This is a genomic window from Dokdonella sp. (assembly GCF_019634775.1).
GTDB lineage: Bacteria > Pseudomonadota > Gammaproteobacteria > Xanthomonadales > Rhodanobacteraceae > Dokdonella.
In genome coordinates this window covers 446,879-471,556 of sequence record NZ_JAHCAS010000002.1, presented here as the reverse complement: position 1 = coordinate 471,556, position 24,678 = coordinate 446,879, and the positions used below count along the sequence as shown (strand labels likewise).

Below are 24,678 nucleotides of genomic sequence, written 5' to 3'. Positions count from 1 at the left end.
CGCATACAAAATCGGGAAACATCGAATCATCGGGACACGCGAAACATCGGACCTTGGTGGCGCTTCCGCAAGCAACACCATTCCAGGGCTCACCCAGCTCTCTTTTGCAGGATCGCGTCGACGGCTGCGTATTGACAGGCATCAGTGGCGCTTTGGCCGTTGCGGGCTTGGCGCAAACGGCCTTGATGCGTTGCACGGCGTCAAAGCATCCTTGGGCGAAGGACCGGGACTACCCGGATCGACGTTCACCAGACCCAGGCCGCGATCGTGATGAATGGAGTTGCCGCGGTTGTCGAACTACGACGAATTGCCTCCGGCGGAGATGATGCCGATACCGCGAATCCAGGCGATCAGCTTGGCTTCGCCCACGCCGAAGGCGCCAATGGAATAGGCCAGGTCGCTGCCGTTGCCCTGCAACGGGATGCCGCCGCCGAACCAGGTGGGTGCCGTACCCGCAAACCCGTTCGGCAGCGGACGCGTGTCTGTGCAAGGTCGGCCTCGACCCGCCTGCATCGCCCCACGCGCGCGCGCAATAGGTCAAGGCAGAAAGTCTTCCACACGAAACTTCAAAGGCCCGGATGAACACGTCGACAGTGCATGTCGGATCGACCGGGTTCCACAACTGGAACTCGTGCAGGTTGCGGTTGCGGAACCAGTCGTCGCGCTTCGCTTCGTCGGCGAAATCCTCGCTCGCGACCGGAGCGCGCGACTTCATGCCAAGCGCGCTCAACACCTGCATGGACTGCGCGGCGTTGCCGGTCTCCAGGTCGACGAGCAGATCCATGTCCTTCGTGAAAGCCGTGCAGATTGACGGCGAAACCGCCAGCGACCACGTAGCGGACCTGCGCCTGTTCCAGCGCCGCGATGATGTCCTCCAAACGGGCCGCAGCCATGGCCCGCCTTCCCGCTACATGTTGCGCCGGTACTCGCCGCCGACGTCATACAACGCATGACTGATCTGCCCCAGGCTGTGCGTCTTGACCGCTTCCATCAGCGCGGCAAAGACGTTCTTGCGGTCGCGCGCGGTGTCCTGCAGGTAGCGTAGTCCATGACCATCGTGCGGACTGGTATCGGCTTCGTCGACGTCGGTGCCGTGTTCGCGTGAGGTTTCGCCGAGCGGGGCAAGACGGTTGCGGTTCTTCTGCCAGGCATCGACGTTGGCGATCTGCTGGCCTTTCTCTTCCTCTGTCGAACGGATCAGTTCGATCTCGGTGACGACTTCACCACCGTGCTCCTTGGGCAGGAAGGTATTGACGCCGATCAGCGGCAGGCTGCCGTCGTGTTTCTTGTGCTCGTAGTACAGGCTTTCTTCCTGGATCTTGCCGCGCTGGTACATGGTGTCCATCGCGCCGAGCACGCCGCCGCGTTCGCTGATGGCCTCGAACTCCCTGTAGACGGCCTCTTCCACGAGGTCGGTGAGGTAGTCGACGGCGAAGCTGCCCTGCCACGGGTTCTCGATGAAATTGAGCCCCATCTCCTTGTTGATGATCATCTGGATGGCGACGGCGCGGCGCACGCTTTCCTCGGTCGGCGTGGTGATGGCCTCGTCGTAGGCGTTGGTGTGCAGGGAGTTGCAGTTGTCGAACAGCGCGTACAGCGCCTGCAACGTGGTGCGGATGTCGTTGAACTGGATTTCCTGCGCGTGCAGGGATCGACCGCTGGTCTGGATGTGGTACTTCATCATCTGGCTGCGCTCGTTGGCGCCGTAGCGCTCGCGCATCGCGCGCGCCCAGATGCGCCGGGCGACGCGGCCGATGACGGTGTATTCCGGATCCATGCCGTTGGAGAAGAAGAACGACAGGTTCGGCGCGAAGTCGTCGATCTTCATGCCACGCGCGAGGTAGTACTCGACGATCGTGAGGCCATTGGACAAGGTGAAGGCGAGCTGGCTGATCGGGTTCGCGCCGGCTTCGGCGATGTGATAACCGGAGATCGACACCGAATAGAAGTTGCGCACCTTCTGTTCGACGAAGAACTGCTGGATATCACCCATCATGCGCAGGGCGAACTCGGTGCTGAAGATGCAGGTGTTCTGCGCCTGATCCTCCTTGAGAATGTCGGCCTGCACGGTCCCGCGCACGCTGGCCAGGGTTTCGGCCCTGATGCGCGCATAGGTGGTGGCATCGACGACCTGGTCGCCGGATACGCCGAGCAGGCCGAGGCCGAGACCGTCGTTGCCGGCCGGGAGATCACCGTGATAGCGCGGGCGCTGGCGCCCTTCGAACAACTTCGCGATCTTCGACTCGGCTTCGACCCAACGCTTGCCATCCGCCTTCAGGTACTTCTCCACCTGCTGATCGATCGCGGTGTTCATGAACATCGCAAGGATGATCGGAGCGGGGCCGTTGATCGTCATCGAAACCGAGGTGGTCGGCGCGCACAGGTCGAAGCCGGAGTACAGCTTCTTCATGTCGTCGAGCGTCGGGATGTTGACGCCGGAGTTGCCGATCTTGCCGTAGATGTCCGGACGCGGCGCCGGATCCTCGCCGTACAGGGTGACCGAATCGAACGCGGTCGACAGACGCGCGGCCGGCAGGCCCTGGCTCAGGTAATGGAAGCGGCGGTTGGTTCGCTCCGGCGTCCCCTCGCCGGCGAACATGCGGATGGGGTCTTCGCCGGTGCGGCGGTACGGGTAGACACCGCCGGTGTAGGGGTAGCTTCCGGGCAGGTTCTCTTTCTGCAGGAACACCAGCAGTTCGCCCCAACTCTTGCAGGTGGGCGCGGCGATCTTCGGGATCTTCTGGTGCGAGAGCGATTCGCGATAATTGTCGACACGGATCGCCTTGCCGCGCACCTCGTACTCGGTGACATCGTCGGTGATCGACTTGAGGCGCGCCGGCCACTCACGCAGCAGCTTGAGGGCTTCGGAGTCGAGTGACTGGATAGCGTCGTTGTAACGTTGGCGAAGGGCAACGAGTGTTCGCTCCGTCTCCGCGGAAGACAGGGCATCCGCCGCGTAGAGGTCAAGCGCCTTTGGCAGCGCGGGATCTTCGAGGTCGCGCAGCGATTGCCAGTAGGCCTGCGCGCAATCGGCGATTTCAGCCTGTGATCCGATACGCGCATTGATCGCCCTGCCCTGCTCGGCGATCTCGGCAAGATAGCGCACGCGACTGCCGGGTATCAGCACGGTGGCACGAGGCTCCTTGAGCGAGGTGTCGAGTCGCGGGGCGAAATCGCAACGCGAAACCTCGCCCGCTGCCGATTCGCCGCTGGCGAACCCGGGCTTGTCGCGCAACAGGCGGCACAGGTTCACGAACATCCAGCTCACGCCCGGGTCATTGAACTGGCTGGCGATGGTCGGATAGACGGGCACGTCATCGTCCTTGAGCTGGAACGCCACCCGGTTGCGCTTCCACTGCTTGCGCACATCGCGCAGGGCATCCTCGGCGCCGCGCTTGTCGAACTTGTTCAGTACGACGAGTTCGGCGAAGTCGAGCATGTCGATCTTCTCGAGCTGACTGGCCGCGCCGTAGTCGCTGGTCATCACGTACATCGGGAAGTCGACGAGGTCGACGATCTCCGAATCGCTCTGGCCTATACCGGCGGTCTCGACGATGACGAGATCGAAGCCACGGCCTTTCAAGAACGCGATGCAATCCTTGAGCATCGCATTGGTCGCGGCATGTTGGCGACGCGTCGCCATCGAGCGCATGAACACGCGATGCGAGCGCAGCGAGTTCATGCGGATACGGTCGCCGAGCAACGCGCCGCCGGAACGCCGCCGGGTCGGATCGACCGCGAGCACGGCGATGCGCATCTGCGGGAATGCGTGCAGGAAGCGCAGCAGCAACTCGTCGACCACGCTCGACTTGCCGGCACCGCCGGTACCGGTGATGCCGACGACCGGGGTAACCGGTCGGCGCGATTCGCCAGGACCGGCATTCCAACCCTTGCGCATCAACGTCAGCTCGGAGTCCGAGAACTCGCCATTCTCGATCGCGCTGAGCACGCGGCCGATGCCGATCTCGTCATCGATGTCAGGAGCCCGGACAACCATATCGCCGGTCCCCGACCGCAATGCCCGCTTCGCTGCCGCGCGGCGCACCACATCCTCGATCATCTCCACCAGCCCCATCTTCATGCCGTCATTGGGGTGATAGATGCGCTCGACGCCATAGGCTTCGAGTTCGCGGATTTCCTCCGGCGTGATGGTGCCGCCGCCACCACCGAATACGCGGATGTGGGCGGCGCCGCGTTCCTTGAGCATGTCGACCATGTACTTGAAGTACTCGACGTGGCCGCCCTGATAGCTCGACAGGGCGATGGCGTCAGCGTCTTCCTGCAGGGCCGCGCGCACGACGTCTTCGACCGAACGGTTGTGACCGAGGTGGATGATCTCGGCGCCCTGCGACTGGATCAGACGACGCATGATGTTGATGGCCGCATCGTGGCCGTCGAACAGACTGGCCGCCGTGACGAAACGCAGCGGAGTGGCGTCAGCCAGGTGGTCGGCGACAGGAAGCGGGACCGGTGTGCTCATGGCGGTGTTCCGATTCGATCGAACGCCGATTGTAGCGCCGGCCAACCCCATGCGCCGAGTCGAGGTTGCCTCGGTGCCGGCCAGCCCTTAAGGTCGCCCCGTCACCTCCAGATCGAAGGACAACGCATGCCGAGACCATGGTCGATGTTCGCCGCCGCAATCCTGGCCGGCGCGAGTGCCAGCGCCGCCGAAATCAGACTCGAGAACGCGGACTTCGAGGCAGAGGTCAATGCCCGTGGGCGTGTTCCAGGCTGGATGTTCACCCAGCACTCGGGCACACCCGCCTACGAGCTGAAGATCGATGACGAGCGTGCGACCAAGGGCAATCGCAGCATCCGCATGAAGCGGACCGCCGAACAGGTCTACGGCATGATCGCGCAGCGCGTGCCGGGCAATGCATATATCGGCCAGACGGTCGAGGCGAGCGCTTCGATCAGGACCGAGGATGTCGGCCAACAGGGCTGGGTGCTGGTGATGAGCTTCCTCGACCACGGCGACGTGCTGTGGCAGGAGCGGACCGCGCCGCTCACAGGCACCAGCGGCTGGCAACGGGTGAAACTGCGCGGCAAGGTGCCAATGCGCACCTCCGATATCGAGGTCGGTTTCCTGCTGCTCGACGGTGGTACCGGATGGGCCGATGAGGTCACGCTCGCGTCCCTCGACGAAACCAACCGAACCGATCCATCCGCCGAGAAGGGAGACGGGAACGTCACCGCGTCGAAACGCGGGAAAGCCTCCGATTCATCGAAGCGCGACTGATCCCGGCGCGTGAGGGAAGGTCTGATCACCCCCTCGCGGCCGAGGCCGCTCCCACAGGGCCCTGATTGCGTGCGGCCTCAGCCTTGAAAGGTAGATTCAGCGCATCCTGAGCCCCGGTGTCGAGCCCGCGTCCGAGCGGGGTAGCCTACTTCCTCTTGCGTCCGCTCTTCGGCGCCATCGCGCGATCGACGCGGATCAGGTCCTGGATCGTGTCGACGCCGCCCGGGAAGGGTTCCGGAGCGAGCGCAACATGGATCGAATGACCGTGCTCGAGCACGCGCAGCTGTTCGAGCATCTCGGTCTTTTCGAGCAGGCTGTGTGGCAGCTTGGTCAGTGTGCGCAGGAAGCTCGCGCGGTAGGCATAGATGCCGATATGACGCAGGAACGGGACACCGTCCGGCAACTGGTTGCGGTCGGTGGCGAAGGCATCGCGTGGCCATGGCATCGGCGCGCGGCTGAAATACAGCGCGTCGCCGTGCTGGTTGCGCACGACCTTCACGCAGTTCGGATCGAACAGTTCTTCGGCGGATATGATCGGCGTGGCGAGAGTCGCCATCGGCGCCTTGTTGGTGGCCAGCGCGTAGGCGACGCGGCGGATGCCGCTGGCCGGCGCCAGCGGCTCATCACCCTGCAGGTTGACGATGATCGTGTCGTCGGGCCAGCCGCGCAGCTCGATGACCTCGGCCAGGCGATCGCTGCCGGAGGTATGGTCGAGGCGGGTCATCTCCACATCGACTTCGAGATCCATCAGCGTGTTGGCGATGCGTGGATCATCCGTGGCGACGACGACCTCGCGCGCCCCGGCTTCACGGGCGCGTCGCACGACGTGCACGATCATCGGTTCTCCGGCCAGGGGCAGCAGTGGCTTGCCGGGAAGGCGCGACGACCCGTGCCGGGCCGGGATGGCAACCATGAAACGGAGGCTGGGATTCTGGAGGGCGGTTTCCATTGCACAAGGGTCCTGGCGCTGCGAACCGCCATTCTATGCATGCCGTAGATTTCGGAAAATGTCGTCCCCCGACAAAACCGATCATTTTTTTCATTTGTGATGCGCTGAGCATCGAAATCCGACGGCGACCCTCGCTATGCCGACCGCGTCCCGGACCACCACCGTGCGGGAGTGACTTCAGCCGCGGCCGGGGCGACCGGAACACCTCCCCTCGCAGACGCGGGCGGTGCAACAGACCGGCCAGACGCCCGCGCCCGACGCCCCCGGCTGGGCCAGAGGTGCTCCGATCGATCCCACATCGACGTCACCGTCCGGTGCGCGACCGATCAGGGCATCCCTGGCGCGATATCATGCGCGCCACTGCCGCGATGCCCTTGCCTTGAACACCCTCGCCCCCGTGCCCGCGCCTCCCATCGCCGGGCTGCCCCCGCGCGCTGCGCTGATGATGGTCGCCAGCGCGACCCTGTTCGGCCTGATGGCCGTCGCGATCCGTTATGCCTCGCACACGCTGCACGCCTTCGAGATCGCGTTTTTCCGCTGCACGTTCGGCGCGTTGTTCGCCCTGCCATTGCTCCGCGTGCACGGCTGGCAGATCCTGCGCACGCAGCGGCTCGGCTTCTATGTTGCTCGCTGTCTGGTCGGTACGGTATCGATGCTGTGCGGCTTCTGGGCGTTGGTGCATCTGCCGCTGGCACAGGCCGTGGCACTGTCCTACTCGACACCGATGTTCGTGACCATCGGTGCCGTGCTCGTGCTAGGCGAGATCGTGCGCCTGCGTCGCTGGAGCGCGGTGGTCGCCGGCTTCATCGGCGTGCTGGTCATCATGCGACCGGCCACGGCCGATTTCAGCTCGGCCAGCCTGGTCGCCCTGGCCGCGGCGGCGATGAGCGGCCTGGTCACGATCAGCATCAAATTCCTTTCCCGCAGCGAGCCACCCGACCGCATCGTGCTGCTGACCACCCTGCTGTGGGTGCCGATGACCCTTCCCGGCGCACTCGCGGTCTGGCAGTGGCCGACGCTCGAGGCGTGGCCCTGGCTCGTGCTCTCGGGCGCACTTGGCACCGGCGGCCATTACTGCTGGACGCGTGCACTCAAGCTCGCCGATGCCTCGGCGCTGGCACCGCTGAGCTACCTGCAGTTGCTGGTCGTGGCTGTGCTGGCCTGGCTGCTGTTCGACGAAACGGTCGATCGCTACACCGTGATCGGCGCGGTGATCGTCATCTCCTCCAGCCTCTACATCGCGCGCCGTGAGGCACGTCTCGCGCGCGCACAGCACAACGACCCGGTCATCGCCAAAGGCGAGCCGCAGGCGTAGCGACACACCCGCAGGAAACGACATGCGAAACAGATGCAGGAAACGACTGTAGGAAACGGCTTTAGCCGTGATGCCCTGTCTGTACAACCCTACAAAGAATTGGGCAACGGTGTGCGGATCGTGCACAGGGTGCGCTCCTACGAACTGCACGACAGCATCGAGCACCCCGCGCGTGTGCGCGCCCAGTCGGGGCGACGGGCGGCATAGTGGTCGCGCTCCGGCTGGTCGTCGTATGGACGGCGCAGCAGATCGAGCAGTTCATGGATCATCGACTCGTCGCCCTGTTCGGCGCGATCGATGGCCTGCTGGGCGAGATAGTTGCGCAGCACGTAGCGTGGATTGACCTGGCGCATCGCCGCGCGGCGTGCGTCCGGCGCTTGCGGATCGTCACCCAGCCGCGCGGCGTAGCGCGCCAGCCAGTCGTCGAACGTGGCGGCATGGGCAGCACGGCGTGACTCGTCGTAGAACGCGGCCTCGAACAGTTGCGGATCCGGCCGTGCCGGATCGAGGTCGGCGAGGTTGCGGAAGAACAGCGTCATGTCGACCTCGGCGGTGCGCAGCCAGGCATGCAGGTCGGCGACCAGGGGGCCATCGTCGTCGCGCAGCTGCGCAAGACCGAGCTTGGCGGCGATATCGGCGCGCTCGCAGGCCGCATAGCTTTCGGCATAACGCACGAGACCGGCCTGCAATGGCTCGGCAACAGCAAACAGCGGCGACAGCGCATGGGCGAGACAGGCGAGGTTCCAGTGCGCTATGCGCGGCTGCTGGCCGAAACGGTAGCGGCCGTGGTGACGGTCGGTCGTGTTAGGCGTCCACTCGGGATCGTAGTCGTCGATCCAGCCATAGGGACCGTAGTCGAGGGTCAGGCCGAGGATCGACAGGTTGTCGGTGTTCATCACGCCGTGCACGAAACCGACACGCATCCATGCCGCGACCATGCGCGCGGTGCGTTCGCAGATTTCGCCGAACCAATCACCGAGGCGCGTCTCGCCTTCGCCGCCGATATGCGGGTAATGGTGGCGAATCGTGAAGTCGGCGAAGGCACGCAACAGATCGATGTCGCCGCGCGCGGTCGGCAACTCGAAATGGCCGAAGCGGATGAAGCTGGGTGCGACACGGCAGACGACCGCGCCGGGTTCGTCGCGCGGGTGGCCATCGTAGAACATGTCGCGCTCGACCATTTCGCCGGTGCCGACGAGGCAGAGGGCGCGCGTGGTCGGCACACCAAGGTGGTGCATGGCCTCGCTGCACAGGAACTCGCGGATCGACGAGCGCAGCACGGCGCGGCCATCGGCGCGGCGCGAGAACGGGGTCGGCCCGGCACCCTTCAGTTGCAGCTCCCAGCGCCGACCATCACCGCCAATCGCCTCGCCCAGCCCGATCACGCGGCCATCGCCGAGCTGGCCGGCCCAATGGCCGAACTGGTGCCCGCCATAGGCCGTTGCATAGGTCTGCATGCCCGGATACAGGGCGTTGCCGGCAAACACGGCAGCGAAACGTGGATCGGCGACCTCGGCCTCGTCGAGACCGAGCAGCGCCGCCACCTCGCGCGCATGGGCGATCAAGCGCGGCGCGGCGACCGGCGTCGGCGTGACCGAGGACCAGGCGGCATGGACGTCGCGCAGGCGCGGGCCGGTTTCGGCATCAGCCGGCAGTTCGGCAAGGAAGCTGTTGTCGAATTTCACCGGGACGGGACCTCGACGGGAGCGAAACCCACATATGCAGGCACCCCGCACCGCCCGCCAGTGCCGAAGCCGGCCCGGACGGACGAAGTCCCTGCTTTGCAAAGGAAAAGGCTTCGGATATACTGCCGCGCTTTGTCGCTCCGCATTGCCCCGAGGCCTCCCATGAAAGTGCTTTCCTCGCTCAAGTCTGCCAAGAGCCGTCACCGCGATTGCAAGATCGTGCGCCGCCGCGGCAAGGTTTTCGTGATCTGCAAGAGCAACCCGCGTTTCAAGGCGCGTCAGCGCTGATCGCGGACCACTGCCGCAGCATCCCCTGAAAGGCCGCCCTGTGCGGCCTTTCTTGTTTCCGCAAGCGGAAAGGACCGCTGTGTCATGGAACTGCGCCCCGGCATCTGTTACAACGCGCTGGTTCGCAGGCAGTTTCCATCCAGATCAGGAGGTTCGGCGATGAATTTCAAGTCCATTCTTGTCGGCGCGGCCTTCGCCGCCGCGGCCTTCGTGGTGACAGGCGAGGCCTGTGCGGATGAAGTGACGCTCGGCAAGACCGTCGTCAGCGCCCGCGACGTACCGGTGCGCGGCCTCAGCATGGGGCAAGTCGAACGCCGCTATGGCGCCCCGCTCGACAAGCTGCCGACCGTCGGCGGCGGCGCACCGCGCCAGCCCCCGATCAACCGCTGGCGCTACAACGGCTTCACCGTGTACTTCGAGCGCGACCGCGTGATCCACAGCGTGCGCGACGGGGCCTGAGCCCCCTTGTTCGATCCCCTGTAGGAGCTCCTTCAGGGGCGATGCTTTTTCGGGGCCATCGTGCCGAGGAGCATCGCCCCTGAGGGGGCTCCTGCGGCGTCTTTGCGTTCAACCCTGCCCTTGTATTTGCGATGAACACCCCCGCCTTCCGCCTCCCGGCCGAATGGGAACCACAATCGGCCGTACTGGTCGCCTGGCCGCATGCGGGGACCGACTGGGCCGAACGCCTCGATGCAGTCGAATCGACCTATGTCGCCCTGGTCGGTGCGCTCGCGCGCCATGGCCGGGTCTTGGTCTGCGTGGCCGATGCAGGCCTGCGCGAGCAGGCCCGCACGAAGCTCGTGGCCGCCGGCGTCGACCTCGGCCGCGTGCGCTTCATCGAGATCGCTTATGACGACACCTGGTTGCGCGACACCGGACCGATCAGCCTCGTCGGCCCCGGTGGTTGCGTGCTTAACGACTTCCGCTTCACCGGCTGGGGCGGCAAGTTCGAAGCCTCGCGCGACGATGCCCTGGTCGAAGGCTTGGTCGAGCGTGGCCTGTTCGTCGCCGGCGCACGCCATCGCCGGATCGACTTCGCCCTCGAGGGCGGCGCGATCGAATCGGACGGTACCGGCACGATCCTCAGCACTTGGAAGTGCCTGCACCTGCGCCATCCCGCGAGGACGCGCGCAGACATCGATGCGGTGTTCGCCGACACCCTCGGCGCCACGCGCGTGCTCTGGCTCGACAGCGGCCACCTCGAAGGTGATGACACCGACGCCCACATCGACACCCTGGCGCGCTTCGCCCCGAGTGACACGATCGTCCATCAGGCCTGCGACGACGTCGCCGACAGCCATCATGCCGAGCTCGCTCGCATGGCTCACGAGATCGCGGCGCTGCGCACCGCCGACGGCCGTGCATATCGCACGATCGCCCTGCCCTGGCCACGACCGATCGTCGACGATGGCCGCCGCCTCGCCGCCTCGTACGCGAACTACCTGATCACCGATCGCGCCGTGCTCGTGCCGGCCTACGGCGACGCTGCCGACGCCGAAGCCGCCCGCCTGATCGGCCTCGCCCACCCGGGCCGCGTCGTCGAACCCATCCCGTGCCGACCGCTGATCTGGCAGAACGGCAGCCTGCACTGCGTGACCATGCAGTTGCCTGCGGGCGTGCTCGCTGCCAACTGAGGTGGCGCGCTACCATCGCGTTTTCCGTCGGGCACGGCCATGACCCAACGCACCCTCCGAGTCGCGCTGCTGCAGGAATCCGACCGCGGCAGCCGCGATGCCAACCTCGACGCGATCGAGGCCGGCCTGCGCGAAGCCGCAGCAGCCGGTGCCGCGCTCGTGCTGCTGCAGGAACTGCACAACGGGCCGTATTTCTGCCAGCACGAGAGCGTCGACGAATTCGATCGCGCCGAAGCGATTCCCGGCCCATCGACCGAACGCCTCGGTGCACTCGCCGAAGAACTGGAACTGGTGGTCGTCGCCTCGCTGTTCGAACGTCGTGCGGCCGGCCTCTACCACAACACCGCGGTTGTATTCGACCGTTCGCGTACGCTGGCCGGCAAGTATCGCAAGATGCACATCCCGGACGATCCGGCGTTCTATGAGAAGTTCTATTTCACGCCGGGCGACCTCGGCTTCGAACCGATCCAGACTTCGGTCGGCAGGCTCGGTCTGCTGGTGTGCTGGGATCAGTGGTATCCCGAAGCTGCGCGCCTGATGGCCCTGGCCGGCGCCGACCTGCTGCTCTATCCAACCGCAATCGGCTGGGATCCGCAGGACGAACAGGCCGAGAAGGATCGCCAGCGCGAAGCCTGGATTACCGTGCAGCGCGGCCATGCGGTCGCCAATGGCCTGCCCGTGCTGGCCTGCAACCGAATCGGTTTCGAGGCAGCTCCGGACGGCGGGCGCGGCATAGCTTTCTGGGGTTCGAGCTTCGTCGCCGGCCCGCAGGGCGAGTTCCTCGCCCAGGCCTCGACCGACCGCCGCGAACTGCTGCTCGTCGACATCGACATGGCCCGCAGCGAATCGGTGCGCCGCATCTGGCCATTCCTGCGCGATCGGCGCATCGACGCCTATGGCGATCTCGTCAGGCGCTTCCGCGATTGAGCACGGCCATGCAGGACACCGAAACCACTCCCGGCAGCGACCTGCTCGCCGAACAACCGATCTCGCGCGTCGTGCGCGATGGCATCGAGTACGTGCTGCTTGGTACCGCGCATGTCTCGCGGGCCAGCGCCGAAGCCGTACACGCGATACTCGCCAGGGAACCCTTCGACGCCGTCGCGATCGAGCTCTGCGAACCGCGCTACAAAACCATGCGCGACCCCGAAGCCTTCCGCAACCTCGACCTGTTCCAGGTGATTCGCCAACGCAAGGTCGGCCTGGTCGCCACCAGTCTCGCCCTGTCGGCCTTCCAGCGTCGCCTCGCCGAACAGTTCGGCATCGAGCCGGGCGCCGAGATGAAGGCCGCGATCGATGGGGCGGAGACGCGGGACCTGCCGGTCTGGCTGATCGACCGAGAAGTCAGCGTGACCCTGCGCCGAGCGATCCGCCGCATCGGCTTCTTCGAGCGCATGACCGTCATCGCCGGCCTTGCCGGCAACCTGCTCTCGCGCGACGAAGTCGAAGAGGACGAGATCGAGAAACTCAAGCAGGGCGACGTGCTCGGCAGCATGTTCAACGAGTTCGCCAAGGAATCGCCGCCGCTGTACGAGGCCATGATCGCCGAGCGCGATCGCTACATGACCGCGCGCCTGCGCGAGGAAGCCGGCAATGCCGCGGCATCGGTGCGGAAGGTGCTCGTGGTCATCGGTGCCGGCCACCTCGCCGGCATCGAGGAGGCGCTCGCCACGCAACAGGACGATCCGGCACCCCTGCAGAAGAATCTCGTCGAATTGCCGCCGCGCAAGCCCTGGGGTCGCATCATCGCCTTCGCCATCTTCGCCTTGATCGCCGCCGGCATCGCCATCCTGTTCACCCGCGGTGTGCAGATCGGTACCGATGCGCTTTGGCTGTGGATCCTCTGCACCGGCCTCGGCGCCGCAGTCGGCGCACTGCTCGCCGGCGGCCATCCGCTCAGTGCAGTGGTCGCCTTCATCGTCGCGCCATTGAAGCCATTCCGCCCCGGCGTGCCTTCCGGTGCAGCCAGTGCAGCCACCGAAGCCTGGCTGCACCGCCCGCGCGTGGCCGACTTCGACAGCCTGCGCGACGATGTGACCGAATGGCGCGGCTGGTGGCGCAACCGCATCTCGCGCACCTTGCTGGTGTTCCTGCTGACCAATATCGGCATGGGCGTCGGCCTGTGGATTGCCGGCCTGAGCATCCTGCGCCGCGTGCTCTGATTCCCCATTTCAACGACGACCCTGCATGAATCTTGGCCGACTCTTTTCCAAGCCCCGCTGGCAATCGAAGGACGCCGACGTCCGTCGCGATGCCGTCGCCCGCGACGACGACGTCGAACTGCGCGCGGCCCTGCCGCAACTGGCGAAGGACGATCCCGATGCCGGCGTCCGCCTCGCCGCACTCAAGCGCCTGGCCGAACCTGCGCTGGCCCAGAGCCTGGCCAGCGACGACCGCGATGAAGGCGTGCGCAAGGCCGCGGCCGCGCTGTGGACCGACCTGCTGACCGGCACGCACGCGCAATCGCCATCGCTCACCGAACGCCTGCGCCTGCTGCGTGGCCAGGACGATGCCAAGCTCATCGAACACATTGCGGTGCGCGCCCCGGAAGCCGACCTGCGCCTCGCCGCGCTCGCACGCGTGATGCGTCCGGCCCTGATCTTCGAGCGCGCGACCACCGACGCCGATGCCGAGGTGCGTACGGCCGCGCTCTCACGCATCGACGACGAGGCCCAACTCGCGCGCATCGTCGAGCGTACGCGCAAGACCGACAAGCGCATCAGCCGCGAAGCCGGCGAGCGCATCGAGCGCCTGCGCCTCGCGCGCGGCGACGCCGCCACGGTGCGCGAACACGCGCGCCGCCTGTGCGAGCGCCTCGAGGCGGCGCTGCGCAACGGTGACAGCAGCGCAGTCGCACCGGTCGTCGAGGCTTGGCAGGCCATCGCACAGCCGATCGAAGCCGAACTGCGCACGCGCTTCGAGGCCGCGCGCGAACTGCACGCACTGAGCAGCGACCCGGTACGCGTCGCCGCACTGCGCGAACGTGCGCGCGAGCGTGAACGCATCGCCAACGAAGTCGCCGCGCTCGAACACGCACTCACCCTGCCTTCGGCGCACGCCGACCTCAGCGCGCTCGAGCAACGCTTCAACATGCTGGCGATGCGCTTCGCCGAGGGCGCCGCACAAGACGTCGACGGGCCACAGATCGTCGATGCGCGCCGTGTGCACGCGATTGCCACGCGCCTGCACCAGCTCGCCATGCAACCCGCGCCGGGCAAGCCGAGTACCACGCCGGACGTCGACGCCGAAGCCGCCGAACGCCGGCGCCGCGAAACAGCCGAAGCGCAGCGTCGCCAGCGCGAACGCCGCGAGGCCGATCTGGCCAGGCTCGATGCATGCCTTGGCGCCGTCGAAGCCGCGCTGGCAACTGGCCACAGCGCCGACGCACACCGCGCGTGGAACGAACTCGCCGAGCAGCGGCGCACGCTCGAAGGTGCCCTGCCGGCCGCCCTGCAATCGCGCTACGTCGATGCCGAAGCGGCGCACGCCAAGCTCGAGCAATGGCAGCGCTGGGGCGACAACCAGCGCCGCCAGCAGCTCTGCGACGAGATCGCCACGCTGTCCACCAGCGGCATGCATCCCGACGCCATCGCCACGCGCGTCAAGGAAGCGCAGGCCGAGTGGACCCGCCTGGACGAACTCGAAGGCCGCCCGGCGCAGGTCGTCGATGGCCTCGCCCGGCGCTTTCGTGCGCTCTGTCGTGCGGCGATCGAACCGGTGCGGCCGTACTTCGACAAGCGCGACGAACTGCGCAAGGCGCACGCCGCGAAAGTCGACGATCTGCTTGCGCGCATTGGCTTGGCCGATGGCGACGACACGCCGGTCGGTGCCCTGCTGCCGCTGCGCCGGGCGGCCGCCGATGCGCTGCGCAACCTCGATCGCGTAGACCCACGCTCGCGCAAGGCGCTCGCACAGAAACTCAAGGACGCGCTCGCGCGCATAGACAACCGCATCGACGCCAGCAACGCAGGCGTGCAAGCGGCCAAAGCCGCCTTGATCGAACGCGCCGAGGCACTCGCCGCACTCGACGACGTGCGCAGTGCGATGAATGCTGCACGCGACCTGCAGAAGCGCTGGCAAGCTGCCGGCAACGGCCGTCGCTCGCGTGACGAGGCGCAGTGGAAGGCATTCCGCGGCGCCATCGATCGCGTCTTTGCCCGCGCTGACGACGAACGCGCGCAACGCGAGGCGCAAGACACAGCCACTCGCGAGACCGCAGCGCGCCTGTGTACCGAACTCGAAACGCTGGCTGCGGCACCCGAGCCGCCACCGCGCGGTGAGGTTGCACGCATCGATGCAGCCTGGCTGGCCCTGGGCATCGGCGACCAGGCCCTGCGGCGGCGTCACGAAGCCGCCCATGCCGCGCTGCGCGATGCGGCCGAACGACGCCGTCGCGGCGAGCGCCGCGCACGTTTCGACGCCTGGCTCACACACTACGAGGTGCTGCGCGCGGGCGAGCGCGGTGAACGCGATGCCGCGACCACGATGGAGGCGCTTGCCGCCCTGCCCGCGCTCGATATAGCCACCGCGGCGATGCAGGCGCGTGCCGATGCGCTGGCGGGCGCTGCCGTCGCCACGGCCAGCGATATGGCCGAACATCGTGATGCCCTGATCGAGCTCGAGCGCTTTGCCGGCGTCGATTCGCCTGCCGAAGATCGCCAGCGGCGCATGGACCTGCAGGTCAGCCAGCTTTCCGCGCGCCTGCGCGGCGAACGCGCACAGGCCCCGGCGCAGCAACTCGAAGCGCTGCTGATGCGCTGGACCGAAACCGGCGCCTTCCCCGCGCAACACGCCGATTTCGACACCCGCCTCGTCCGTGCGCTGCGGCATGCGCTAGAGATGCTCTGATCAATCCCACAACGGCGTCACCGTCCTGTGCGGGCGCAGATCAAGGCGACATCCGCAAGGCCCGCAGCGCGGCGTGCGCGGCTCGCCCACCGCGGCATCCGATGGTTTCGGATGCCACCATCCGAATGGACGGCCGGACGTCCAAACGGTTTGACGCTCCGCAGCATTTGTGATTGATTGGCGGCGTATTGCCGGCGTAATTCGTTGCGCTCGCAACCTTCGAGCGGAACGCAAACATGACACCGAGCCGTGGACCAAACCTCTACGACCCTGCATTCGAGCACGACAGCTGCGGCTTCGGCGTCATCGCCAGTATTGATGGTCGCGCCAGTACCTGGCTGGTCGATCAGGCGTTCAATGCGCTCGCCCGCATGTCGCACCGCGGCGGGGTCAACGGTGACGGCCTCACCGGTGATGGTTGCGGCATCCTGCTCCATCGCCCACACGAATGGCTGCGCTCGCTCGCCCGCGAGGCCGGCATCACGCCATCGCCGCGCTTCACCGCCGGCCTCGTCTTCCTCGACCACGACGACGCGCGCGCCGCTCACGCGCGCAAGGTGCTCGAAACGTTGCTGCGCGAGGAAGGCCTCAGCTGTGCAGGCTGGCGCCTGGTGCCCTTGGTCGATGAACCCTGCGGACCGCTCGGCGTGGCCAGCCGGCCGCGCATCGAGCAGGCATTCGTCGACGCACCCGCCACGCTCGACGAGGCGGCGTTCGACCGCGCCCTGTTCCGCGCACGGCGGCGCGCCGAGATCGCGCTGGCAGAGGATGCCGCGTTCTACGTGGTCAGCCTTGCCGCAACGACGATCGGTTACAAGGCAATGGCCGCGCCGGGTCGTCTGCGTGAAGTTTTCCCCGACCTGCAACGCAGCGACCTCGCCAGCCGCGCGGTGACGTTCCACCAGCGCTTCTCGACCAATACGCTGCCGAACTGGCGGCTTGCCCAGCCGTTCCGCCTGCTTGCCCACAATGGCGAGATCAACACGATCAAGGCCAACCGAAACTGGGCGCTGGCACGGCGCGACACCATGCGTTCGGCGCTGCTCGACCTCTCTGACCTCGGCGATCCGGTAACAACCCACGGTTCGGATTCGCAGAGTCTCGACAACATGCTCGAGCTGCTCGTCAGCGGCGGCATCGAGCTGATCGCAGCGATGCGCATCCTCGTGCCGCCGGCCTGGAGTGCCGACGAAAACCTCGATCCCGACCTCGAGGCCTTCTACCAGTACTACGCACTGCTCACCGAACCCTGGGACGGCCCGGCCGGCCTGGTCATGTGCGACGGCCGCTACGCCGCCTGCGCGCTCGATCGCAACGGCCTGCGCCCGGCACGCTGGGCGCGCAGCGATGACGGCCACCTGATCGTCGCTTCCGAAGCAGGGTTGTGGGACGTGCCCGAATCGCGCATCGTCGCCAAGGGTCGGTTGGGCCCCGGCGAGATGATCGCGGTCGACCTGGTCGCCAACCGCCTGCTCGACGCGGCGGCGATCGACCGCATCAACGCCGCGCGCGCGCCGTACCGGCAATGGCTGCGCGAGGGCGTGATCCACCTCGAATCGCATCTGATCGATCCCGCGCTCGCCGCCGAACCGTTCCCGCCCGACGTGCTGGCACGCTTCCAGAAGCAGTTCGCGCTGACGCGCGAGGAACGCGATGTCGTGCTGAAGACCCTGGCCGAGACCGGCGCCGAGGCGACCGGCTCGATGGGCGACGATACGCCGGTGGCCGTACTCTCGCAGCAGTCGCGCCCGCTCTACGACTACTTCCGCCAGGCCTTCGCCCAGGTCACCAATCCGCCAATCGATCCACTGCGCGAGCGCCTGGTGATGTCGCTGGTCACCCAGATCGGCCTCGAGCGCAACCTGTTCGACCTCACGCCCGAGAACGCGAAGCAGGTGCTGCTCAGTTCGCCGATCCTTTCGCAGCGCAAGCTGCGCCAGATCCTCGCCCTGCCGCACATCGTCGACAACCACGTCAGGATCGACCTCTACTACAACGAGTCGATAGGCCTGAAGGCCGCGCTCGAGCAGGTCTGTCACCAGGCCGAGCAGGCCGTGCGTGATGGCGCTGTGCTGATCCTGCTGTCGGATCGCTATCCGCTACCGGGGCTCACCCAAATCCACGCCCTGCTCGCCACCGGCGCCGTGCATGCACACCTCACACGCCTGCAGTTGCGCTGCGCCTGCAACCTGCTGGTGGAAACCGGCACCGCACGCGATCCACACCATTTCGCCTGCCTGATCGGCTTCGGTGCGACCGCGGTGTATCCATTCCTGTCGTACCAGACCCTGTTCGACATGAACCGCAACGGTGAACTGCGCGGGCGTGCCGACGAGCCGATCCACGAGATCGGCCGCAGCTATCGCCACGGCATCCGCAAGGGCCTGCTCAAGATCCTGTCGAAGATGGGCATCTCGACCATTGCCGGCTACCGCGGCGCGCAACTGTTCGAGATCGTCGGTCTCGACCGAGAAATCGTCGACCTGTGCTTCCCCGGCACGCCCTCGCGCATCGGCGGTGCCGGCTTCGCCGACATCGAGAACGAATACCGTGCCCAGCTTGCCGCGGCGCGCAACCCGAACTACACGCTGCCGGCCGGTGGCCTGCTCAAGGCCGTGCCCGACGGCGAGTACCACATGTACAACCCGGCCGTGGTCGGCCATCTTCAAGCTGCCGTGCGCACCGGCGATCCGGCCCACTATCGACGCTACGCCGATGCCGTGAACTCACGTCCACCGTCGGCGCTGCGCGACCTGCTCGCTCTGCGCGACGGCATCGCGCCGGCCGCGCTCGACGAGGTCGAGGCCAGCGAACATGTCCTCAAGCGGTTCGATTCCGCCGGCATGTCGCTCGGCGCACTCTCGCCGGAAGCGCATGAGGCGCTGGCCACCGCGATGAACCGTCTCGGCGCGCGCTCGAACTCCGGCGAGGGCGGCGAGGATCCGGCGCGCTATGGCACCGAGCGCATGTCGAAGATCAAGCAGGTCGCCTCGGGCCGCTTCGGCGTCACGCCGGCCTATCTCGTCAATGCCGAAGTGTTGCAGATCAAGATCGCCCAGGGCGCCAAGCCGGGCGAAGGCGGCCAGCTGCCCGGAGACAAGGTGAACGGCCTGATCGCGCGCCTGCGCCATGCCAAGCCCGGCATCGGCCTGATCTCGCCACCGCCGCATCACGACATCTATTCCATCGAAGACCTGACCGAACTGATCCACGATCTGCGTGAGGTCAATCCGTCCGCACTGGTGTCGGTCAAGCTCGTCTCGCACGCGGGCGTCGGCACGATCGCCGCCGGCGTGGTCAAGGCCGGCGCCAACCTCGTCACGATCTCCGGCCATGACGGTGGCACCGGCGCAAGTCCGCTGACTTCGATCCGTTACGCCGGCACGCCGTGGGAACTCGGCCTTGCCGAAACCCACCAGACCCTGGTCATGAACGGCTTGCGCGAGCGCGTGATCGTGCAGACCGATGGCGGCCTCAAGACCGGTTTGGACGTGGTCAAGGCAGCAATCCTCGGCGCCGACTCGTTCGGCTTCGGCACCGGGCCGATGGTCGCGCTCGGCTGCAAGTACCTGCGCATCTGCCACCTCAATTCCTGCGCCACCGGCATTGCCACGCAGAACGAGATCCTGCGCAGCAAGCATTTCCTCGGCGCACCTGAGATGGTGCAGCACTTCTTCCGTTTCATCGCCGAGGACGTGCGCAACCTGCTCGCCTCGATTGGCGCGCGTTCACTGGGTGAGATCGTCGGCCGCACCGACCTGCTGCGCGTGCTGCCCGGCATCACCGCCAAACAGGCCAGGCTCGATCTCGCCCCGCTGCTGGCCACCGCCGCGCTGGCCGATACGGTGCGCGGCACCTGCGCGCCGGGCCCGCTCGCGCCCGGCGCAAGTCCGCTTGCATGGGCCATCGCCAACGACACCGCCAGCGCAGTCGCCACGCGCAGCGGCGGACGCTTCCACTACGCGATCGGCAATGTCGACCGCGCGATCGGCGCACGCCTGTCCGGAGAAGTCGCGCGCCACTGGGGCGATGCCGGCATGCGCGACGACCCGATCACGCTCGAATTCGACGGCTCGGCCGGACAGAGTTTCGGCGCATGGAATGCCGGCGGCGTCCACCTCGTGCTGCGCGGCGAGGCCAACGACGGCGTCGGCAAGGGGATGGCCGGCGGTCGCATCGTGGTGCGCCCGGTCGATGGCGTGCGCTTCGCCAGCCACGAAGCCAGCATCATCGGCAACACCTGCCTGTACGGCGCCACCGGCGGCGAGCTGTTCGCCGCCGGCCGTGCCGGCGAACGCTTCGCCGTGCGCAATTCCGGCGCACTCGCCGTCGTCGAGGGCGTCGGCGACCATGGCTGCGAGTACATGACCGGCGGCAGCGTCGCCGTGCTCGGCCGCAGCGGCGTCAACTTCGGCGCCGGCATGACCGGTGGCTTTGCCTACGTGCTCGATCTGGAACGCGACTTCGTCGACCGCTACAACCATGAACTCGTCGACATCAACCGCATCTCGCTCGAAGGCATGGAGAACCACGCCCAGCATCTGCGTGCGCTGATCCGCCAACACATCGAACTGACCGGCAGCGCATGGGCGCAGCGCCTGCTCGCCGACTTCCGCGAGGTGCTGCACAAGGTCTGGCTGGTCAAGCCCAAGGCCGCCAGCCTCGCCGCGCTCGCCGACGAGTTGAAGGCCGCGGCATGAGCGAGAAGCCTTTTCCGTTCCTCAAGTTCCCGCGCGCGCTGCCGCGCGAAATCGCGATCCCGATCCGCGTGGTCGGCTTCGGCGAGATCCACGCCGACTTCGCCGACGGCGATGCCGCCGACCAGGCCTCGCGCTGCATCGACTGCGGCAACCCGTACTGCTCGTGGGCCTGTCCGCTCGGCAACCGCATTCCGCAGTGGCTGAAACTTGTGCGCGACGGGCGCATCGAGGATGCCGCCACGCTGATGCACGAGACCAATCCGCTGCCCGAGATCTGTGGGCGCGTCTGTCCACAGGACCGCCTCTGCGAAGGCGACTGCACGCTCGAGGCCGGCTTCGGTGCGGTGACCATCGGCGCGATCGAGCGCTCGATCACCGACGAAGCCCTGCGCCGCGGCTGGCGTCCGTCACCTGCGCCATCGACCACCGACAAGCGCGTCGCCATCATCGGCGCCGGCCCGGCCGGCCTCGCCGCGGCCGACCGCCTCGTTCGCGCCGGCGTGGCCGTCGACGTGTTCGACCGTCAGCAGGAGATCGGCGGCCTGCTGACCTTCGGCATCCCACCATTCAAGCTCGAGAAGTCGGTGGTGCGCACGCGTCGCGCCGTGCTCGAGGAACTTGGCGTGCGCTTCCGCCTCGGTATCGACATCGGCCGCGATCTCGCCTTCGACGCGATCGTCGCCGACTACGACGCCGTGTTCGTCGCCACCGGCGCCTACCGGTTCGTCGACGCGCACCTGCCCGGCCAGGACCTTGCCGGCGTGCACGCCGCCCTGCCCTTCCTGATTGCGAATGTGCGCCACCTGCTCGGCCTCGCCGGCACGGCCGACGTGCTGCCCGACCTCAGCGGCAAGCGCGTCGTCGTGCTCGGCGGCGGCGACACCGCGATGGACTGCGTGCGCACCGCCGTGCGCCTCGGTGCCGCCCGCGTCACCTGTGTCTACCGCCGCGACGAGGCCAACATGCCGGGCTCGCGCAAGGAAGTGAAGAACGCCCGGGATGAAGGCGTGATTTTCCGCTTCCAGGCGCAACCACGGTCGATCACCGGCAACGGCGCGGTGGACGGCGTCGAGATCAGCGAAACGCGCCTCGTCGCCGACCCACACGGGCGTGCACGCGCAGAGATCGTCGAAGGCAGCACCCAGGTCATCCCCGCCGATGTGGTGATTCTCTCGTTCGGCTTCCTGCCCAGCCCCGAGGACTGGTTCGGAAGCAACGGCATCGGCACCGACGCCAGCGGCCGGGTCGAAGTCGGCGGCAGCACACGCCTGCCCGGCCAGACTGCAAATCCGAAAGTCTTCGCCGGCGGCGACGCCGTACGCGGTGCCGACCTCGTCGTTCGTGCCGTCCTCGACGGCCGCGAGGCCGCCAAGGCGATCCTTCGCCAGCTTGGCGTGATCGCCTGAGCCATCACCGACCCGGCGCAACGCGACCACCCCGTTGCAACGCGCGGGAAAATCGCACGCTGTCGTGATCCTGCTCCCGACCGGGCCACGCGAAAGCCGAGGCTGGCCGCGGCCCCGCGCAGTCGCACAACGCCGGTTGGCCCGATCCACGCCGACTTGTCGAAACTGCATCCGACGGCACATCGGCGGTCGTTCGCTGCGCCAGGGTTTTATCGAACAGGCTACCCACCGCGCCTGCCCCGACGGGACACCCGCTTGATCTCTGGAAATGCCCGTGTATACTCACTATACACAGATACCGACGTCCGCGGAGGCCTCATGCAAGCACCCGTCTGCAGCCTTGCCGACGTGGTTGACCTCATCGGCAGCACCGGCAGCGCATGGACGGACTTCGCAGGCATGAGCGCATGCGCGCTGCGCAACCAGTGCCTGCGAACATCGACCCGTAAGCAGCATGTGCCCACACGACGTCCGCCCCGCTGCGAACCTTGCGGATGTCACGACGCCATTGCGGGATCGCTCAGAGCATCCCAAGCCATATCGGTGGCGTGGCGGGTACTGGCGATCCCTGCTGACGGTGCACGACAACGCGGCGCAATCCAGTCATAGCAGGGCCGCATGGGCACCGACTTGCTGCTTTCCCCGCATTCGATCACGCCGATGTACGTGCAGATCGTGGAGCAGGTCGTCGCCAAGGTCATGAGTGGGACATGGAAACCAGGCACGCCCCTCCCCTCGATCCGTGAACTGGCGGCAGGCAGCCGGGTCAGCGTGATCACGGTCAAGCGAGCCTATCTGGAACTGGAACGAGCCGGGGTGATCGTGACGCGCCAAGGCAAAGGTTCGTTCGTGGCCGATGCGCTGGACGCGACACAGGCACTCGCCGAAGGCGAATTCCAGACCCAGATGCAGGGGCTGCTGGATGCGGCCAGGAAACTCGGGCTCGGCCGCCGTCAGGTGGTCGAGCGGGTTGGACAGGCGTTTGATCGCCTGACCGATGCATCGCCAACGCACACGAATCCCGAACGAAGGAAGCCATGATGATCCCTGCCATCGCACTGCGCGGTGTGCGCAAACACTATGACGACTTCGCATTGCACGACATCGACCTCGCGCTTCCGGTCGGCCAGGTGATGGGACTGGTCGGCGTCAACGGCGCAGGCAAATCGACCCTGCTGCGCGTTTTGATGGGGCTGGTTCGCGCCGACGGCGGTACGGTGGAGGTGCTCGGCTTGCGCTTGCCGCAGGAACAGGTCGCAGTCAAGCGCGACATCGGCTACGCCTCCGACGACATGCGCCTGTATCGGGCGCAGCCCCTGCGCTGGCACATGGATTTCATTCGCAGCATCTATCCCGGATGGGATGAGGCCTATGCGCAAGTCCTGCTGAAGCGCTTCGACTTGCGGCCGCAGCAGGTGCTGGGCGGATTCTCGCACGGGCAGCGGGTCAAGGCCCTGCTGCTGCTGATCTTCGCCCGCCATCCGCGCCTGCTGTTGCTCGACGAACCGACCACCGGGCTCGATCCGGTGGCGCGCGGTGAGGTGCTCGATGCACTGGCCGATGTGCTGCGCGACGAAGAGCGTTCGATCCTGTTCTCGTCGCACAACACTGCCGATATTGAACAGGTCGCCGATTCGGTGACCTTCCTGCATGACGGGCGCCTGCTCGCTTCGCGCGACAAGGAGTCTTTCCTCGACGGCTGGCGGCGGATCCTTTGCCGTGGCGAACGCACGGAAGCAGTCCGTCGCCTGCCCGGCCTGGTTTCGGTACGCGGCAGCGCGCCGCTGGTCGAACTGAAAACCGGCGCATTCGACGCATCCACCGTGCCGGCATTGCAGGCGCTCGGGCTCTGCGTCGAGTCGGTCGAGCCGATGTCGCTGGAAGACATATTCGTCACCACCGTCCGTGGGGAAGGCAACGCATGAACTGGCTCGCATCCGATATCACGATGGTCCGCCGGCTGATCGTCAAGGACTGGCAGGTCTACCAGAAGCAACTGGCGGGTTACGTCGCCGGCCTGCTGCTCGCGCTCGGCCTGGTCGGGATGGGTACACCGCTGCTGTCTGCTGCCGGGGCATTGATCCTGCTGGTGCTGTTGATCGTGGTCGGCTCCTACGCCATCCAGTCGTCGGTGATGGCGGAACGCAAGCTGCAGACCCAGCCCTTCGTGATGAGCCTGCCAGTGACGCCGATGGACGTGTTCTGGGCCAAGTTGTTGGCCAACCTCGTCATCTACCTCGTGCCGTTCCTGCTCGTGGTCGGCGGCCTGCTTGCCCTGATCCTGACCACTCCGCGCCCGGACGGCGCCGTACCTTGGGTGGTGCTGGTCGCGATGTTTCTGCTGGCCAACTTCTGTGTGTCGCTGTGCGTGGCGATCGCCGTTGATTCCGAAGGCTGGAACGTCTTCGCGATGCTCGCACTGATGACCCTGGTCGGACCCTTCATCTGGTGGGTAAGCCGGCTCGACGCCATCGCCCGCCACCTGCGGACCGACCAGATCGTCTGGAGCACACCGGTGCTCGGCGTGCTCGCAGGCGAGCTGGCGGTGATCGTGACGGCGATCCTTGCCGCAGGCTGGGTGCACGCGCGCAAGCCCTCATTCCTGTAGGGACGA

The 24,678-nt window shown here is 66.7% G+C and carries 17 protein-coding genes; 14 read left to right on the top strand and 3 right to left on the bottom strand.

Features of this window, described 5'->3' with window-relative positions:
• The first annotated feature begins 578 nt into the window (after positions 1-578).
• On the top strand, positions 579-953 hold the full coding sequence (locus tag KF907_RS12925; protein WP_291220975.1) for a hypothetical protein: 375 nt from the start codon (positions 579-581) through the stop codon (positions 951-953).
• Here the strand turns inward: KF907_RS12925 and KF907_RS12920 are convergent.
• Positions 908-4,480 carry a methylmalonyl-CoA mutase family protein gene (locus tag KF907_RS12920; RefSeq protein ID WP_291220973.1) on the bottom strand — a complete coding sequence of 1,191 codons (3,573 nt, stop codon included), beginning with the start codon at positions 4,478-4,480 and terminating at the stop codon, positions 908-910. The genes KF907_RS12925 and KF907_RS12920 overlap by 46 nt on opposite strands.
• A 126-nt stretch (positions 4,481-4,606) precedes the next feature.
• Here KF907_RS12920 and KF907_RS12915 point away from each other — a divergent pair, with 126 nt between their 5' ends.
• Positions 4,607-5,239 (top strand): hypothetical protein, encoded by a 633-nt coding sequence (locus tag KF907_RS12915; protein WP_291220972.1) that lies wholly within the window; start codon positions 4,607-4,609, stop codon positions 5,237-5,239.
• A 145-nt stretch (positions 5,240-5,384) separates the two neighbouring features.
• On the opposite strand, the gene kdsB is transcribed toward KF907_RS12915, so the two are convergent.
• On the bottom strand, positions 5,385-6,188 hold the full coding sequence (gene kdsB / locus KF907_RS12910; protein ID WP_291220970.1) for a 3-deoxy-manno-octulosonate cytidylyltransferase: 804 nt from the start codon (positions 6,186-6,188) through the stop codon (positions 5,385-5,387).
• A gap of 442 nt (positions 6,189-6,630) precedes the next feature.
• On the opposite strand from kdsB, the gene KF907_RS12905 reads away from it, so the two are divergent.
• The gene (locus tag KF907_RS12905) at positions 6,631-7,503 is read left to right on the top strand and encodes a DMT family transporter (protein ID WP_291221239.1); all 873 of its coding nucleotides are present in this window, start codon (positions 6,631-6,633) and stop codon (positions 7,501-7,503) included.
• 137 nt (positions 7,504-7,640) lie between these two features.
• Here the strand turns inward: KF907_RS12905 and KF907_RS12900 are convergent, their stop codons facing one another.
• A complete protein-coding gene (locus KF907_RS12900) occupies positions 7,641-9,188 on the bottom strand; it encodes a protein adenylyltransferase SelO (protein WP_291220969.1) in 1,548 nt (515 codons plus the stop codon).
• A 162-nt stretch (positions 9,189-9,350) separates the two neighbouring features.
• Here KF907_RS12900 and ykgO point away from each other — a divergent pair, with 162 nt between their 5' ends.
• From ykgO to KF907_RS12845, 11 genes are all read left to right on the top strand, one after another.
• Positions 9,351-9,476 (top strand): type B 50S ribosomal protein L36, encoded by a 126-nt coding sequence (ykgO, locus tag KF907_RS12895; protein ID WP_092410730.1) that lies wholly within the window; start codon positions 9,351-9,353, stop codon positions 9,474-9,476.
• A gap of 159 nt (positions 9,477-9,635) precedes the next feature.
• A complete protein-coding gene (locus KF907_RS12890) occupies positions 9,636-9,935 on the top strand; it encodes a hypothetical protein (RefSeq protein ID WP_291220968.1) in 300 nt (99 codons plus the stop codon).
• 131 nt (positions 9,936-10,066) lie between these two features.
• Complete coding sequence (locus KF907_RS12885) at positions 10,067-11,110, top strand: agmatine deiminase family protein (protein WP_291220967.1); 1,044 nt, start codon at positions 10,067-10,069, stop codon at positions 11,108-11,110.
• A gap of 39 nt (positions 11,111-11,149) precedes the next feature.
• Entirely contained in the window at positions 11,150-12,037 is an 888-nt protein-coding gene (locus tag KF907_RS12880) for a carbon-nitrogen hydrolase (RefSeq protein ID WP_291220966.1), read from the top strand.
• A gap of 8 nt (positions 12,038-12,045) precedes the next feature.
• Entirely contained in the window at positions 12,046-13,272 is a 1,227-nt protein-coding gene (locus KF907_RS12875; RefSeq protein ID WP_291220964.1) for a TraB/GumN family protein, read from the top strand.
• Between the two features lie 25 nt (positions 13,273-13,297).
• The gene (locus tag KF907_RS12870) at positions 13,298-15,958 is read left to right on the top strand and encodes a DUF349 domain-containing protein (RefSeq protein ID WP_291220963.1); all 2,661 of its coding nucleotides are present in this window, start codon (positions 13,298-13,300) and stop codon (positions 15,956-15,958) included.
• A gap of 236 nt (positions 15,959-16,194) precedes the next feature.
• Positions 16,195-20,658 carry a glutamate synthase large subunit gene (gene gltB / locus KF907_RS12865; protein WP_291220962.1) on the top strand — a complete coding sequence of 1,488 codons (4,464 nt, stop codon included), beginning with the start codon at positions 16,195-16,197 and terminating at the stop codon, positions 20,656-20,658.
• Positions 20,655-22,064 (top strand): FAD-dependent oxidoreductase, encoded by a 1,410-nt coding sequence (locus KF907_RS12860; protein WP_291220961.1) that lies wholly within the window; start codon positions 20,655-20,657, stop codon positions 22,062-22,064. The genes gltB and KF907_RS12860 overlap by 4 nt, the downstream gene beginning before the upstream one ends.
• 618 nt (positions 22,065-22,682) lie before the next feature.
• On the top strand, positions 22,683-23,105 hold the full coding sequence (locus KF907_RS12855) for a GntR family transcriptional regulator (protein ID WP_291220959.1): 423 nt from the start codon (positions 22,683-22,685) through the stop codon (positions 23,103-23,105).
• A complete protein-coding gene (locus KF907_RS12850; protein ID WP_291220957.1) occupies positions 23,105-23,989 on the top strand; it encodes an ABC transporter ATP-binding protein in 885 nt (294 codons plus the stop codon). Before KF907_RS12855 ends, KF907_RS12850 begins: the two co-directional genes overlap by 1 nt.
• On the top strand, positions 23,986-24,672 hold the full coding sequence (locus KF907_RS12845) for an ABC-2 transporter permease (protein ID WP_291220955.1): 687 nt from the start codon (positions 23,986-23,988) through the stop codon (positions 24,670-24,672). Before KF907_RS12850 ends, KF907_RS12845 begins: the two co-directional genes overlap by 4 nt.
• Positions 24,673-24,678: the final 6 nt, after the last annotated feature.

Bases quoted from the DNA above. Each gene is read 5' to 3' on its own strand.
- KF907_RS12855 (WP_291220959.1), top strand. From the start codon at position 22,683: ATGGGCACCGACTTGCTGCTTTCCCCGCATTCGATCACGCCGATGTAC.
- KF907_RS12850 (WP_291220957.1), top strand. From the start codon at position 23,105: ATGATCCCTGCCATCGCACTGCGCGGTGTGCGCAAACACTATGACGAC.
- KF907_RS12920 (WP_291220973.1), bottom strand. From the start codon at position 4,480: ATGAGCACACCGGTCCCGCTTCCTGTCGCCGACCACCTGGCTGACGCC.
- KF907_RS12845 (WP_291220955.1), top strand. From the start codon at position 23,986: ATGAACTGGCTCGCATCCGATATCACGATGGTCCGCCGGCTGATCGTC.
- KF907_RS12925 (WP_291220975.1), top strand. From the start codon at position 579: ATGAACACGTCGACAGTGCATGTCGGATCGACCGGGTTCCACAACTGG.
- KF907_RS12915 (WP_291220972.1), top strand. From the start codon at position 4,607: ATGCCGAGACCATGGTCGATGTTCGCCGCCGCAATCCTGGCCGGCGCG.
- KF907_RS12890 (WP_291220968.1), top strand. From the start codon at position 9,636: ATGAATTTCAAGTCCATTCTTGTCGGCGCGGCCTTCGCCGCCGCGGCC.
- KF907_RS12905 (WP_291221239.1), top strand. From the start codon at position 6,631: ATGATGGTCGCCAGCGCGACCCTGTTCGGCCTGATGGCCGTCGCGATC.
- kdsB (WP_291220970.1), bottom strand. From the start codon at position 6,188: ATGGAAACCGCCCTCCAGAATCCCAGCCTCCGTTTCATGGTTGCCATC.
- ykgO (WP_092410730.1), top strand. From the start codon at position 9,351: ATGAAAGTGCTTTCCTCGCTCAAGTCTGCCAAGAGCCGTCACCGCGAT.
- KF907_RS12885 (WP_291220967.1), top strand. From the start codon at position 10,067: ATGAACACCCCCGCCTTCCGCCTCCCGGCCGAATGGGAACCACAATCG.
- gltB (WP_291220962.1), top strand. From the start codon at position 16,195: ATGACACCGAGCCGTGGACCAAACCTCTACGACCCTGCATTCGAGCAC.
- KF907_RS12860 (WP_291220961.1), top strand. From the start codon at position 20,655: ATGAGCGAGAAGCCTTTTCCGTTCCTCAAGTTCCCGCGCGCGCTGCCG.
- KF907_RS12870 (WP_291220963.1), top strand. From the start codon at position 13,298: ATGAATCTTGGCCGACTCTTTTCCAAGCCCCGCTGGCAATCGAAGGAC.
- KF907_RS12880 (WP_291220966.1), top strand. From the start codon at position 11,150: ATGACCCAACGCACCCTCCGAGTCGCGCTGCTGCAGGAATCCGACCGC.
- KF907_RS12875 (WP_291220964.1), top strand. From the start codon at position 12,046: ATGCAGGACACCGAAACCACTCCCGGCAGCGACCTGCTCGCCGAACAA.